The 14,345-nt window shown below is 65.8% G+C and carries 10 protein-coding genes and 1 tRNA gene; 5 read left to right on the top strand and 6 right to left on the bottom strand.

Annotation, left to right across the window (positions count from 1 at the left end):
• Positions 1–765: 765 nt before the first annotated feature.
• Positions 766–839 (bottom strand) — tRNA-Met (locus tag ACQP2D_RS08665).
• A 576-nt stretch (positions 840–1,415) separates the two neighbouring features.
• Between ACQP2D_RS08665 and ACQP2D_RS08660 the strand changes: the two genes are divergently transcribed.
• A complete protein-coding gene (locus ACQP2D_RS08660) occupies positions 1,416–1,961 on the top strand; it encodes a transglycosylase family protein (RefSeq protein ID WP_433683182.1) in 546 nt (181 codons plus the stop codon).
• Between the two features lie 118 nt (positions 1,962–2,079).
• On the opposite strand, the gene ACQP2D_RS08655 is transcribed toward ACQP2D_RS08660, so the two are convergent.
• Positions 2,080–5,076 (bottom strand): UPF0182 family protein, encoded by a 2,997-nt coding sequence (locus ACQP2D_RS08655; protein WP_433683181.1) that lies wholly within the window; start codon positions 5,074–5,076, stop codon positions 2,080–2,082.
• 509 nt (positions 5,077–5,585) lie between these two features.
• Here ACQP2D_RS08655 and ACQP2D_RS08650 point away from each other — a divergent pair.
• Positions 5,586–6,167 (top strand): PPA1309 family protein, encoded by a 582-nt coding sequence (locus ACQP2D_RS08650; protein ID WP_433683180.1) that lies wholly within the window; start codon positions 5,586–5,588, stop codon positions 6,165–6,167.
• Position 6,168: 1 nt separating this feature from the next.
• Here ACQP2D_RS08650 and ACQP2D_RS08645 read toward each other — a convergent pair whose 3' ends face one another.
• Positions 6,169–7,194: a YlbL family protein gene (locus tag ACQP2D_RS08645; RefSeq protein WP_433685586.1), complete on the bottom strand. Its 1,026-nt coding sequence runs from the start codon at positions 7,192–7,194 to the stop codon at positions 6,169–6,171.
• A 126-nt stretch (positions 7,195–7,320) separates the two neighbouring features.
• On the opposite strand from ACQP2D_RS08645, the gene ACQP2D_RS08640 reads away from it, so the two are divergent.
• The 3 genes from ACQP2D_RS08640 (at position 7,321) to ACQP2D_RS08630 (ending at position 11,096) form a co-directional block, all read left to right on the top strand.
• Entirely contained in the window at positions 7,321–8,718 is a 1,398-nt protein-coding gene (locus ACQP2D_RS08640) for a zinc-dependent metalloprotease (RefSeq protein ID WP_433683179.1), read from the top strand.
• An 87-nt stretch (positions 8,719–8,805) separates the two neighbouring features.
• The gene (locus ACQP2D_RS08635) at positions 8,806–9,669 is read left to right on the top strand and encodes a hypothetical protein (RefSeq protein ID WP_433683178.1); all 864 of its coding nucleotides are present in this window, start codon (positions 8,806–8,808) and stop codon (positions 9,667–9,669) included.
• An 83-nt stretch (positions 9,670–9,752) separates the two neighbouring features.
• Positions 9,753–11,096, top strand: coding sequence for an ABC1 kinase family protein (locus ACQP2D_RS08630; RefSeq protein ID WP_433683177.1), 1,344 nt, complete (start codon positions 9,753–9,755; stop codon positions 11,094–11,096).
• Between the two features lie 155 nt (positions 11,097–11,251).
• On the opposite strand, the gene ACQP2D_RS08625 is transcribed toward ACQP2D_RS08630, so the two are convergent.
• The 3 genes from ACQP2D_RS08625 to ACQP2D_RS08615 all read right to left on the bottom strand — a co-directional run bounded on the left by ACQP2D_RS08625 (position 11,252) and on the right by ACQP2D_RS08615 (position 14,345).
• Positions 11,252–11,536 carry a WhiB family transcriptional regulator gene (locus ACQP2D_RS08625; RefSeq protein ID WP_433685585.1) on the bottom strand — a complete coding sequence of 95 codons (285 nt, stop codon included), beginning with the start codon at positions 11,534–11,536 and terminating at the stop codon, positions 11,252–11,254.
• A gap of 182 nt (positions 11,537–11,718) precedes the next feature.
• Positions 11,719–12,063 carry a hypothetical protein gene (locus ACQP2D_RS08620; protein WP_433683176.1) on the bottom strand — a complete coding sequence of 115 codons (345 nt, stop codon included), beginning with the start codon at positions 12,061–12,063 and terminating at the stop codon, positions 11,719–11,721.
• Positions 12,064–12,170: 107 nt separating this feature from the next.
• Positions 12,171–14,345, bottom strand: a complete 2,175-nt coding sequence (locus tag ACQP2D_RS08615) for an ATP-dependent DNA helicase UvrD2 (RefSeq protein ID WP_433683175.1) — start codon at positions 14,343–14,345, stop codon at positions 12,171–12,173.

Raw genomic sequence — 14,345 nt, 5'->3', positions numbered from 1 at the left:
CCCGCCGTGAAGTGCGTACATAGCACCTCCGCTACAGCGATACGGATCGACACGATGATCCCTCGGATTGTCGAACAGCGGAACAACATTCATCGTACTGAACAGTAATTTGACGATCTTGAGCTTGTCAACCGGCCAGTAGCTTCCTGATGGCTACTCCGGCCGAGGATGAGCCGCACACTCGATCGAGGCGGTGACCACCAGTCGGCTCCGGTGCGATTGTGCGGTGTAAAGCCATGGACGTATCGCATTGGACGTACACATCGTTGGGCCTCCTCGTAGCGTCACTGCATCAGAAATAGCAGACGTCGTCCGAGCGAATTTTCCAAATATGGGAAGGTGAGCCAGACCGCGACAGCGTTGCTTACAGCCGACCGACAAGGCCGATCCGTGCCTGCTCGACGGCCCACCCGACGGTCGAGTGTCGAGCTGCCGCTCCTGGCCAGCAATCGCGACGACCGCGCTGGCCTCATCACGGGGAACCACCGATCGCGGGTCCAGGAGAGCAACCCGTTGAGCGGACGAGTCCGCCAGACCACCCCTACAGTTCCGCACGGGAGGAGTCTCAGGTCTCAGCAGCCATACGACCACCTTCGTGAACGCGCGAATCCCACACTGGCAGCGGATGAGGGAGAGTCGCCGTTGCCGGGCCGCTACTTCGACCGAACCGGCTCGAGAATCCCGACCTGGCCGACGTTCCCGAATATGTTCCCCCACACCAATGAAAAACGACCCGGAACTGTGTGTTCCGGGCCGTTTCCCTAGTAGCGGGGACAGGATTTGAACCTGCGACCTCTGGGTTATGAGCCCAGCGAGCTACCGAGCTGCTCCACCCCGCGTCGGTAAACACAACATTACACACGTCTACGCAGGGAAGGCAAATCGCTGACTTCGCAGGACATTTTCGCTGGTCAGCGGATTGAAGGAGAGACGGAAGAGATGACCGGTGACGCGGCGCACAGACCGCCCCGGAGTAAGCCCAACAGTCGGCCATGGCAAAGGTCCGGGGCCATCGCGCGAACAACGGCAGACGCATAAGAACCACCCCCGAGCGCAATCGGACCGGTCGGTCATCGCATTCAAACGTGACCTGGGCCACTATTTCTTAGTGATCCCGAACACATAACGTTGCTATAACAGACCGTCCAGAATCCATTCTTACGGCATTTGCGACCTGCGCAAACACTGATATACACGCTATTCGCATCATGCACTCGCGAAGTTATCAAGATGTGATCTGCGGAGATTTCTTGGTTACCGTCGATCCACGGCCCGGATCAAACGTGATGGGCTCGAACTCGAACCGCCGAACACCGGCGACCCTGTCCCGCGGTTCGAGGATCCCCGACACACCTGGGGGCAGGGACTCGGCATTTTGTTTACCGGGGGCGGTGGGCGCAGGGAGGGAAAACATCATGTCGAAACACCGGAAGCTCAGCACCCGCGCCCTCGGCTATGCCGCTGTCACCGGCGCAATCGTTGCCGTCCCGTTCGGTCTTTCCACCGGCACCGCCGCGGCCGCCCCCACCCACAACTGGGACGGCGTCGCCCAGTGCGAAAGCGGTGGCAACTGGGGTATCAACACCGGAAACGGCTACTACGGCGGTCTGCAGTTCTCGCAGAGCACCTGGGCCGCCAACGGTGGCGCCGGTTCCGCCAACCACGCCAGCAAGGAAGAGCAGATCCGGGTCGCCGAGAACGTGCTCGCCACCCAGGGCGCCGGAGCCTGGCCGGTCTGCGGCCAGTACCTGCGCGCCGGTGAGTCCGAGCCGAGCCCGGCCGTCGTCGAGCCGGAGCCCGCCCCCGCCGTGGTCGCCCCGACCCCGCCCTCCAGCGTCGCATCCGCCATCGAGAAGGCGAAGTCCGCCGGTTTCGAGCTGGCCGAGCAGAACGGCCTGGAGGGCCCGTACAAGCAGCTCCTGGACCAGAACAGCGCGCTGATCGACTCGTTCGGTCGCTGACGTACGAAGCCGACGTCACTCGGCAACGGCGCCGAAGGTGACATCGGCTGGTCCGACGTCAACTGGAACGGCCCCGTCACCCACTTCCGGGTGACGGGGCCGTTCTCGCTTTCCGGGATCAGCGACCGGCGTCCTGATAGGCCTTCACCGCGGCCTCCAGTTCCTCCAGCGCCTTGCCGAAGTCCTGGAAGTTGCCGGACTTCATGGCATTTCGGACATTCTCGATCTTCTTGTTCAGCTCCGCGGCCGCCGCGTCCTTGGCGGTGGATCCGGTCGCGGGCGGCGGTGTTGTGCCCTGCGTCGGCGGGGTGGTGCCCTGCGTCGGCGGGGTGGCGCCCTGTGCCGGCGGCGGTGTGGTGCCCGGTTTCGGCCTGCTGGTCGGATCACCGCCGAACGGCGTGGCCAGCGAACCCGTACCCGGCAGCACCTGATTCAGCGCATCGGCCAGGGTGGAGGCGAAGCCGACCTTCACACTGCCCGCCACATCGCGATAACTCACCAGCACGCGCAGCAGCTGCGGGAAGGTGGCGCTGCCCGCCCCGGTATTTCGCTCGTTGTAAAACGGCTCCACATAAAGGATTCCGCCATCCGCGATCGGCAAAGTCAGCAGATTGCCATATCTGATCTTGTTCGAATTAGACAGCAGCGTTTTCTGACTGGAGACTTCGGGCGCCGTCGTCATACTGTTCTGCGTCTGCTGCGGACCCTGAGTTTGGGTATCGGTCGGCAATTGCAAGATCGTGAATTTGCCGTAGCCGTCCGGATCCGACCGCACCGAGATATAGGCGGAGAGGAACTGGCGGTTGTAGCCGACCATGGCACTGGTCAGGTTGAACACCGGCTTATTCGTCGCCGGATCACCGAGCAGCACGTAGTACGGCGGCTGGTTGAACGTACCGCCCTCGGTGGTCGGATCGCTCGGCACCGACCAGAAGGCGTTGTTGGTGAAGAACTCTCGCGGATTGTCCACGTGATACTTGGTCAGCATCTCGCGCTGCACCTTGAACAGATCCTCGGGATAGCGGAAGTGCGCCCGCAGCTCCGGGGTGATCTCGCTCTCCGGCTTGACGGCGCCGGGGAACACGCCGCGCCAGGCCTTGAGCACCGGGTCGGTGGAGTCCACCTCGTAGAGGGTCACCGTGCCGTCGTAGGCGTCCACGGTGGCCTTCACGGAGTTGCGGATGTAGCTGACCTCCTTGCGCGGCAACAGCCTTCCGGTCTTCTTATCGATGCTGTCCTCGACCGCGCCCTCCAGCGAGGTGGTCTGCGCGTACGGATAGTTGTCGAGCGTGGTGTACGCGTCGACGATCCACTGGATCCGGCCGTCGACAACCGCCGGATAGGCATTGCCGTCGGTGGTCAGCCACGGCGCCACCTTCTGCACCCGCTCGCGCGGACTGCGATTGAAGATGATCTTGGAGTTGCCACCGATGTCGGAGTTGAACAGGATATTGCGCTCGGTGTACTTCGCGGCGAAGGCCAGCCGGTTGAACCAGTTGCCGATCGAGACGCCACCCTTGCCGTTATAGGTGAATTGCGCAGTATCGGAGTCGTATTCGCGCGGCTGGCTGCCGCTGACCGCGCCGACGATCGCGTAATCCGGGTTGGACTGCGAGATCAGCTCGCCGTAGTAGATGCGCGGCTGGTCGACCTTGATCTGCTGCTGGTCGGTGGTATTGAACAGGTCGCTGACCAGGAAGATCGGATAGCCGCTGTCGCTGCTGCCACCGGCCGCGCTCGGATCCTCGTATTGCGGCTTGTTGACCCGGTTGGCCGGCGCTGCCACGAAGCCGTTGCCGTGGGTGAAGACGGTGTGCTTGTTGATCCAGTTCGTCTGGTTGCCGCTCAGCGCCGACGGATGCAGCTCGCGCGCGGCCACGATGTAGTCCTGCACATCGCCGCCGAGGTTGTAGCGATCGATGTCCAGCGAATCCGGGAAGCCGTAGAAGTTCTTCAGCTGCTTGAGCTGAGTGAAGGTGGGCGAGAGGATATTCGGGTCGAGCAGTCGCGCGTTGCCGATGGTGGCCGCGTCGACCGGCACCTCCAGCGGGCTCTTCTTACTGTCGCCCTTGTAGTCCTTGTACTCGATCTTGTCGGAGGTGATGCCGTACGCCTGCCTGGTGGCGGCGATATTGCGTTCGATATAGGTGCTCTCCTTTTCGGCGGCGTTCGGGCGCACCGAGAACTGCTCGACCACCAGCGGCCACACCGCGCCGACCAGGACCGAGGAGAGCACGAGCAGCGCGGCGGCCATGGCTGGCACCCGCAGATCGCGCAGCACGATCCCGGCGAAGAAGGCGATCGCGCAGATCACCGCGATGGACAACAGGATCAGCTTCGCGGGCAGCACGGCGTTGATATCGGTGTAGGAACCGCCGGTGAATATCGGCTCCTTGCGGCTGCTGGAGAGCAGTTCATAGCGGTCGAACCAGTACGCGACGGCCTTGAGCAGCACGAAGATTCCGGCGATCACAGCCAACTGGATGCGCGCGGGCCGGGTCAGCGTGCCCTCGCGTCCGCTCAGGCGCAGGCCGCCGAAGACGTAATGCGTCACCAGGCTGGCGAAGAACGCGATGACCGACGCGACGAACAGCCAGTTCAGCACCATCCGGTAGAAGGGCAGATCGAAGGCGTAGAAGCCGACGTCCAGGCCGAACTGCGGATCCGTCTGGCCGAACGAGCCGCCGTGGAGGTACAGCTGCACGGTGACCCAATTCGACTGCGCCACCAGTCCGGACAGCGCACCGAGCAGCAGCGGGATGCCGATGCCGAACAGCTTGAGCCGACTCATCACGGTGGTGCGGTAGCGCGCGATCGGATCGTTCGGACCGGCGACAGGCACGAATACCGGCCTGGTCCGGTAGGCCAGCAGCAGCGCCAACCAGACGACAAGACCCACGAACAGCGCGACGACGAGGAACAACAGGATCCGCGTACGCAAGACGGTGATATAGACACTGCGGAAGCCGACCTCGCCGAACCACAACCAGTTCGTATAGGTGTCGGTAAGCCGCGGTCCCAGCAGCAGCAGCGCCGCCAGGATGATGGCCGCCACCAGCAGCACTCGGCTGCGTCGGGACAACGAAGGTAAGCCGGTGGGGGGCCGCATGCCCACGATGCCACTCTCCAAGGTCCGGCGGCGCTCGTACCGATCACTCGGTTGTCGCACCGCAGTCCGATTTTGCAGGTGGTCCGTTCCGGACCGTCTCGCGCCCACTCTACGTAATCTGTGACGTCGGCCGCGCGGGCGCTGTGTTGAATTTGCGGCGCCTGCGGCACCGCGTGTTCGCGGCCCCCTGGTGTCTCGCGTCCGAGCCGTCGAGACTCGCGACTGCGTCGCATGCGCTTCAACGACTCGGACGCAAGACGGGCCGCGAACGATCGCTCGTAAGACTCGCTCCGTGGTGGTCGGCTCGGCTGGGGAGGTGTACCCACCCGCAGCTGGGACTCGTGCGTGCAGTGCCTGCGCTTCAACGACTCGGACGCAAGACGGGCCGCGAACGGTCGCTCGTAAGACTCGCTCCGTGGTGGTCGGCTCGGCTGGGGAGGTGTACCCACCCGCAGCTGGGACTCGTGCGTGCAGTGCCTGCGCTTCAACGACTCCGATGGTGTAAGGATGGGCGTGTGACCGCAGATCTGCACGCCGAACTCGTCCTCGCCCGTTCCGTCCGTGAGGTGGCGGAATTCGTCGACGCCGAGGGTTGGGGCAGACCGCCGCAGATGTTCGCGCTGGTGCCGACGGCCGATCTGGTCGCGGCCGAGCCCGGGTTGCTCGATCAGCTCGACCAGGGCAGCGAGCTGACTCCGATCGCCCAGGAATCGTTCCCGGACGACATCACCGGTGGATCGATGGCGCTCGACGAATTCCTCGCCACCACCAGCTGGCCCGAGGCGGTCAGCGGCTGTGTGCTGGTCCAGGAGATCGTGGTGCTACCGCCGGATGCCGAGAGCACCCTGGACGACGCACTCACCCCGCTGCTCGCCGATCACGAGGCCGCCGACGCCGCCGCCCGCGCCGCCGCCGAGACACATCCGGAACGGCGCACGGCACGACTGCTCGCCGCGGTGCTGCGCTCCGGCGCGGAACTGTGCCTGCTGCAGCTGAAGCCGGAGGACGATGCCGGCGATTTCGGCGATCTCGACCTGCGCACCTACCCGAACCTGGCGCCCAACCTCATCGAGGCACTGCACCACACGATGGAGTGAATCAGCCGCAGGAGACGGTCTCCCGGCCCGCGTTGATGTCATTGAGCGATTGCACTGCGCCGCTGAGGTTTTCGACCTTCACCAGCCGCAGGCCGTCCGGCGTGCGCTGCTCGGCCTCATTGCAGTTGGCCGCCGGGACCAGGAAGGTCTCCGCACCGGCATCGCGCGCGGCCATCATCTTGTACTGGATGCCGCCGATCGGGCCGACCTTGCCGTCCTGATCGATGGTGCCGGTGCCGGCGACGAACTTGCCGCCGTCGAGTTCGCCGGGCGAGAGCTTATCGATCAAGGCGAGGCTGAACATCAGCCCCGCCGATGGGCCGCCGATATCGGCGAGGTTGAACGAGACCTCCAGCGGCGGGCGGGCGCCCTCGGTCGGGGTCAGACCGAGATAGCCCTTGTTCGCGTCATCGGGGCGAGCAGCCAGTGTGATCGTCGCGGTCTGTTCGGCATTCTCGCGGCGGTAGACCACGGTGATCTCACTGCCCGGCGCCTGCGAGGAGACCGCGGTCACGACATCCTTCGGCGTGGCGATCGCTGCGCCGTTGATGTTGACCAGTTCATCGCCCGCGCGCAGCGTCTGCTTGGCCGGGCCGTCGTCGGAGACCTTGCGCACCAGCACCACCGTCGGCAGGTTCAAGAAGTGCAGCGCGGCCACCTCGGCATTGCCCTCGGAGTCCTTGAAGTCCTGCTGATTGGACTTATCGATCTCCTCGCGCGGGACACCGGGCGGATAAACCTCGGAGCGCGGTACCAACCCGTGCTCGCCGCTGACCCAGAATCCGAACGCCTCGAAGATGTTCAGCCCATCGCGCACCGAGACCGTGGTCATATTCAGGTGCCCGGTCACCGGGTCCACCTCGGCGCCACGCACGTCGACAACCTGCTTGCCGTCCACCGCGCCGAGGGTATTGAACGTGGGTCCGGGACCGAGTGCGACGAACGGCACAGTGAGCACACTGCCCACCGCACCGAGGACGAGCACCGGGATCAGGGCGGCCACCAGGGTCAGGATCCGACGATTCACCTGGACCACAGTAATGATCGCCCGCGCGGCCGGACGGGCGAGGCGCATATTTACTCCCCGCGCGCGTGTCCCGATTTCGCGCCGCGCGAACATCGAACCCCGACGCCGCACGCGTATGTTTGGGGTATGAGTGACCTCCCCTTCGGATTCTCGAACCGCGATGACGACGACCGCAAGCGCGGCGACGAGCCGAGCGGTCCCGGGGCGAACGATCCGTTCGGCTTCGGCGGGGCAGGGGCGGGCGGTTTCGATCCGACACAGCTCGGACAGATGCTCACCTCGCTCGGCCAGATGCTCAGTGGGATGGGGCAGCCGGGGTCGGCACAGGCCGGTCCGGTCAACTACGACGTGGCCAAGCGACTGGCACGCCAGCAACTCGGCGCGAGTGTGACGCCGGTCGCCTCGGGCACCGTCAGCGCCGTCGCCGATGCCGCGCACCTGGCCGAACTGTGGCTCGACAGTGCGACCACCCTGCCCGCCGGCGCGAACAAGACCGCGGCGTGGACCGCCAACGACTGGATCGAGGAGACGCTGCCGACCTGGAAGCGGCTGTGTGATCCGGTGGCCGAACAGATCTCCGGAATGTGGACCGCACAGCTGCCGGAGGAGGCGCGCGAATTCGCCGGCCCGATGGTCGGCATGCTCGGGCAGATGGGCGGGCTGGCCTTCGGCTCGCAGCTCGGCCAGGCCCTCGGTCAGCTCGCCAAGGAGGTGCTGACCTCCACCGATATCGGGCTGCCGCTCGGCCCGACCGGCACCGCGGCGCTGCTGCCCGCGGCCATTTCCGAGTTCAGCGCCGGACTGGAACAGCCGGAGAGCGAGATCCTGGTCTTTCTCGCGGCCCGCGAGGCCGCGCATCAGCGGCTGTTCGGACATGTGCCGTGGCTGCGTCAGCAGGTGCTCGGCGCGGTCGAGGACTACGCCCGCGGCATCAAGATGGACTTCTCGGCACTGGAGTCGGCGGCCCAGGGCATCGACCCGATGTCGCTGACCGATCCCTCGAAGCTCGAGGAGATCCTGTCCCAGGGCGCCTTCGAACCGCAGACCACTCCGGAGCAGAAGCAGGCGCTGGAACGACTGGAGACGCTGCTCGCCCTGATCGAGGGCTGGGTCCAGGTCGTGGTCACCGACGCGGTCGGTGATCGCCTGCCCGGCGCCGGTGCGCTCGCCGAAACCCTGATCCGCCGCCGCGCCACCGGCGGCCCCGCCGAGCAGACCTTCGCGACCCTGGTCGGACTCGAGCTGCGTCCCCGCAAGCTGCGTGAGGCGGCGGCGCTGTGGCGGCGACTCACCACCGATGCGGGCGTCGACGCCAGAGACGCCGTCTGGGCGCATCCGGACCTGCTACCGGATTCCAACGATCTGGACTCCCCCGCCGCCTTCATCGACTCGGTAATCGGCGGCGGCACGGACGCATTCGATGATCCGCTGGCCCAACTCGCCGAAACCGAGGCCCGTGAGAAGGCCGAGCGCGAGGCCGCCGAGGACGGTCCCAACCTCGGCAAGGACACCGACCCGTCCTGACAATGTCCTGTTGATAAGTGCGAATCCCTGTGGACTACCGCGGGATTCGCGCTGATTCACCGGTCGCGCCATCCGCATACTGCTGACATGACGAGGCGGATGTGCGGGCCGATGCTGGCGCCGCGGGTGACGGTCCTGGTGCGACCGTCCGGGGTCGTGCAGTTGGGATGGGATCCCGAGGCGGCGTTGCTGCTGGATCGGACCGCATTGGACACCGAGACGGTGCTGGCGTTTCTGCGGCTGCTGGATGGGATGCAGAGTCGACCGCAGCTCATCTGGCGGGCCGGGGAATGCGGGATCGACCCCGAGGCCGCGGCCGAACTGCTGAACCGGATCGATGACGCCGGGCTGCTCCTGCAACCGGACCAGCGGCTCGGTCAGGTGCGGGCGGTGCGGGTGCACGGGCTCGGGCCGCTCTCGGATGCGGTCGCGACCGGGCTGCGGCGGCTCGGACTCCGTGCGATCCGGTCGCGTGGGTACCGCCCCGATAGCTCAGTGCTCGCCTGGCGTGGCGAACTCGTGGTGCTGGCCGATGCCTTGGTCATCGACCCGCGATTGGCCAATGAGCTGGTGCTGCACGGGATCCCGCATCTGCAGGTCCGTATTCGCGATGGCAATAAGGGGATCGTCGGACCGCTGGTATTCCCCGGCCTGACGAGTTGTCTGCGCTGCCTCGACCTCACCCGATGTGAATACGACCCGGAATGGCCACAACTCGCGAGCCAGCTGCTCGGCCGGGTCGGGCACGCCTCACCGGCCGGCATCCTGGCCACCGCGGCATTGCTGCTCGGCGAACTCGAAGCGATCATGCGCTGTTCACCGGAGCGGCCGCTCGACACCATGAACACCACGATCGAGCTCGAACTGGATACCTACCGGATCTCGCGCCGCGAATGGCCGCAGCACGAAGGGTGCGGATGCCGGGCGGTTTTCGCTGGTCCGCCCCGATGAGAGGGGCGATTTTTACACTCCGCCAAGGAAAGACATCAATATTGGCATGGCAAAGCCACGGGTCCGTCCGCCATGATGGGTACGTGTCTGAGATTGTGCGTCGTCGCTCAACCCGCAATGCCAAGTTAGCCAAGATTCCGCTGGGAATCGCCGGACGGGCCGCCGTCGGGTTCGGCAAGAAACTGGCCGGTGGCGATAAGTCGGAGATCAACGCCCAGTTGAACCAGAAGGCCGCCGAGCAATTGTTCACCGTGCTGGGTGAGCTCAAGGGTGGCGCGATGAAATTCGGCCAGGCGCTGAGCGTGATGGAGGCCGCGGTTCCCGAGGAGTTCGGCGAGCACTATCGCGAGGCACTCACCAAACTGCAGGCGGCCGCGCCGCCGATGCCAGCCGACACCGTGCACCGGGTCCTCGACCAACAACTCGGAACCCAATGGCGGCAACGCTTTCGATCCTTCGACGACACTCCGGCCGCATCAGCGAGCATCGGCCAGGTGCACCGGGCGGTCTGGTCCGACGGCCGGGATGTCGCGGTGAAGGTGCAGTATCCGGGCGCCGATGAGGCACTGCGCGCCGATCTCAAGACACTGTCGCGGATGACCGGCCTGATCGCCTCGGTAATTCCGGGCGCCGATATCAAGCCGATCCTGGCCGAGATCACCGAGCGCACCGAGGAAGAACTCGACTATCGCAATGAGGCCGCCAACCAGCGCGCCTTCGCGAAGGGTTACGACGGGCATCCGGAGATCGTGGTGCCGAAGGTGGTGGCCAGCGCGCCGAAGGTGATCGTGACCGAATGGCTCGACGGCACCGCGGTCTCGGCGATCATCAAACAGGGCGCCGAGGATCCGGAAGGCACTCGCGCGCTGCGCAATCGAGTCGCCGGATTGATGGGCAAGTTCCATTTCTCCGCACCGGAGACCGTCGGCCTGCTACACGCCGACCCACATCCGGGCAACTTCATGATGCTGTCCGACGGCAAACTGGCCGTCATCGACTTCGGCGCCTGCGCACCCATGCCGGACGGCTTTCCGGAAATCCTGGGGCGCATGCTCGCGCTCGAAATCGACGAACGCTTCGACGAACTGGTCGAGCTCATGTACGACAACGGCTGGGTGATTCCGGGCCGGACGGTCACCGATAAGGAGATCGCCGACTACCTGCGGCCGTTCACCGACCCGATCCAGACCGATTCGTTCCACTTCACCCGCAAGTGGATGCAGCGGGTGGCGGGCAAGGCCTCCGATATCACCAGCGCGGATATGAAGACCGCGCGCGCCCTGCAGTTGCCCGCGCAGTTCGTGATGATCTTCCGGGTGCTCGGCGGTTCGGTCGGCATCCTGGCCCAGCTCGATGCGGAACTGCCGTTCATGCAGTTGGTGCGGACCTGGATGCCCGGCTTCCGCGAGGAGCGCTCGGCCAGCTGACGGTCCCCGACCGAAAGATATTGAGCCAGAACGCAAACGAGCCGCCCACCGGATCTCACGGTGAGCGGCTTGTTTGCTTTCTCGTTCCTGGGCCCGGCCCGGATCCGAAACGGCCGGATAGGCCTCAGCGACCGGAGGGAGGGAGGTCAGGGATCTCATGCCGAGATCGCGACCTTGCGTGGACGACCACGCGGGCGCTTGCGGGCGATCACGACACCCTGGTCGAAGATCTCACCGCCCCAGACACCCCACGGCTCACGCCGATCCATGGCCGCGCTCAGGCAGCCCTTGCGGATAGGGCAAGACGCGCACAGCGCCTTGGCCTGCTCCAGCTGGACCGGGCTCTCGGCGAACCAGAGATCGGGATCTCCGGCTCGACAAGGCAGGACCTTTGTGACCTCCCGGGGGCGGGTGGGCCGTGCCACGGTTCGGCATGTCACGTCAGTAGTGGCTTGTGGCCAGCTCTCTGCGGTGAACACGTCGTTCTCCTTCAGCTCGTTTGCAGCGGTACGTTTCGTTCGTTCCGCGAAACCGAGGCCGGTTGTGGCTGAAGGGCCGGTAGAAAATACTGGCCACGGTTTCGCTTCGGGCGATCCGTGGCCAGGAGGTCGGGGAGTGTTCCCTACCTAGTTCGACATCTCTGTCGAATCCTGATCACGGTCGCTGGGTGGGTGGTGCGGCGGAGGCGTGCTGCCCGCAGATCTGCCGGTGCGTATCCGGCCTCAACTGCGACTGCGCCGACTTCTGCCTCGGTGGCAAATGCCGGGTGCCAGCCCGCGCTGGGCTTGTCCTGCTCGTTGACGCAAATCGGGGAATGCGTAGGCATGGATTGCGCCTGAATCCCGAATACGTCGACGCCGGACAGACCGATCCCCTGCAAAGCAGCGAGGATCCCCCGGGAGGCCGACATGACGGGTGCAGCATTCACCGCAACGCCGCTGGCGCTGAAGTTCGTGTTGTCATTCATCGTTCTGCCTCCCTCCTGTACTCGTGTCGGTAACTGTGCGCGCCGGGATGACCTCCCGGTGCGTCATCCCACCATATGTGTTGGCGCGCATCGCGACAACCTATTTTCTACCTGCGGTTTTGTGGGCTTGACCGCAGTCGCGATGCCACTATCTTCAACACCTCGGCCCCGTATTGCTCGAGCTTCTTGGCCCCGATTCCGGGGATGGCGGCCAGTGCGTTGTCATCGGCGGGCAGTTGCTCGGCGATCGCGGTGAGTGTGGTGTCGGTGAAGATCACGAACTCGCGCACCCGCAGATCCTGCGCCTTCTCCTCGCGCCACGCCTGCAGCGCGGCCAGTAGCTCGGCGTCCAGTTCGGCCGGACAGCGGCGGCAGCGACCGAGCATGGTCGCGTAGGTGCCGATCAATGGTTTGGCACAGATCCGGCAGGTCGGGCGCACCCCGTTCGCGGCGGCGTCGGCGACCGGCGCGGCGATTCGCGAGGCGGGCGAGTCGTCGGGCACCAAACCATTGAGGAATCGGGAGCGCCGCCGGGTGCGCCTGCCGCCCTCGCCGCGGGCCAGCGCCCAGGACAGCTGCAGGTGTTCGCGGGCCCTGGTCACGCCGACATAGAGCAGTCGCCGCTCCTCCTCGAGCGCGGCCTGATCGGCGACCGAACCGTCGTCGCCGAGCACATGCGCGATCGGCAGGGTGCCGTCGGCGACGCCGACCAGGAATACCGCATCCCACTCCAGCCCCTTCGCCGCGTGCAATGAGGCGAGGGTGACACCCTGCACGGTCGGTGGATGCCTGGCCTCGGCGCGGGCGGCGAGTTCACGCAACAGGCCGAGTAGATCGAGTGCGTCGTCGTGGTCGACCAACTCCTCGGTCAGCCGCACCAGCGCCACCAGCGATTCCCAGCGCTCGCGGGCCTGGGTGCCCGCCGGTTCGGTGGCGGTGAGGCCGACCGGCGCGAGGGCGGCGCGCACCAAAGTGACCAGGGCCTTACCGCTGCGGGACCGGTCGGGCAGATCGTCGCGGGCTGCGACCTGACGCAGCGCGGATATGGCTTGCCTTACCTCAGCGCGGGCGAAGAAGCCTTCACCACCGCGGACCTGATAAGGGATGCCTTGTTCGGTCAATGCCTGTTCATAGGCCTCGGATTGCGCGTTGATCCGATAGAGCACCGCGATTTCGGCGGCCGGTGTGCCCGCGGCGATCAGCTTCTTGATGGACCGGGCGACCGCGGTGGCCTCGGCGGGACCATCGTCGAATTCGGCGAAGGCCGGTTCCGGCCCGTCGTCACGCTGGCCGATCAGTTGCAGCCGGGTGCCGGCGATGCGCCCGCGCGCGGCGCCGATGACCCGATTGGCCAGCGAGACCACCTGCGGCGTCGAGCGATAGTCACGTTCCAGCCGGATCACCGTCGCCTCCGGAAAGCGCCGGGAGAAGTCGAGCAGATAGCCGGGGGTGGCGCCGGTGAACGAATAGATCGTCTGGTTCGCATCGCCGACCACGGTCAGATCGTCGCGCTCGCCGAGCCAGGCATCGAGCACCCGCTGCTGCAGGGGCGTGACGTCCTGATATTCATCGACCACGAAACTGCGGTAGCGCCCGCGGAATTCGTCGGCCACCGCGGGATAGTCCTCCAGCGCGGCGGCGGTGTGCAGCAGCAGATCGTCGAAGTCGAGCAGTAGACCGTCCGGCGTGGCCTTGAGCTTTTCGTAGCCGCTATAGACCGCGGCGACACGCATCGGGTCGTACGGTGGTTCGCGCCGATGTCGGGCCACGGCGGCCGGATAGTCCTCCGGCGCGATGAGAGTAGCCTTGGCCCATTCGATTTCGGTGAGCAGATCGCGAACGGCTTCGGTATGTGAGGACAATCCGGCCTGATGTGCCGCCTGCGCCACGATCGGGTATTTGCGATCGATCAACTGCCAGGGCACATCCCCGACGACCTGCGGCCAGAAGTACTTCAGCTGCCGCAGCGCGGCCGCGTGGAAGGTGCGCGCCTGCACCTGGTTGGCCTCGCCGCCGAGTCCGAGCGCGCGCAGGCGGGCGCGCATCTCCCCCGCCGCGCGCGCGGTGAATGTCACCGCGAGCACCTGGTCGGCCTTCACATGTCCGGCGGCGACCAGATGCGCGATGCGATGGGTAATGGTCCTGGTCTTGCCGGTCCCCGCGCCCGCGAGCACACATACCGGCCCGCGCGGCGCGCGCACGGCGGCGGCTTGTTCGGGGTCCAGCGAGTCCAGTGCTGGGCGCAGGGGCTCGCTCGTACTGGTTGCCGACACGACACCCAT

The sequence above is a fragment of the Nocardia sp. CA-119907 genome, assembly GCF_050955995.1.
Classification (GTDB): domain Bacteria; phylum Actinomycetota; class Actinomycetes; order Mycobacteriales; family Mycobacteriaceae; genus Nocardia.
Note: the sequence above shows the minus strand (reverse complement) of the source record. Positions and strands in the feature narration are given on the sequence as shown.

Coding starts and splice junctions, on each gene's coding strand:
- ACQP2D_RS08660 (WP_433683182.1), top strand. CDS start 1,416: ATGTCGAAACACCGGAAGCTCAGCACCCGCGCCCTCGGCTATGCCGCT.
- ACQP2D_RS08640 (WP_433683179.1), top strand. CDS start 7,321: ATGAGTGACCTCCCCTTCGGATTCTCGAACCGCGATGACGACGACCGC.
- ACQP2D_RS08635 (WP_433683178.1), top strand. CDS start 8,806: ATGACGAGGCGGATGTGCGGGCCGATGCTGGCGCCGCGGGTGACGGTC.
- ACQP2D_RS08620 (WP_433683176.1), bottom strand. CDS start 12,063: ATGAATGACAACACGAACTTCAGCGCCAGCGGCGTTGCGGTGAATGCT.
- ACQP2D_RS08615 (WP_433683175.1), bottom strand. CDS start 14,345: ATGGGTGTCGTGTCGGCAACCAGTACGAGCGAGCCCCTGCGCCCAGCA.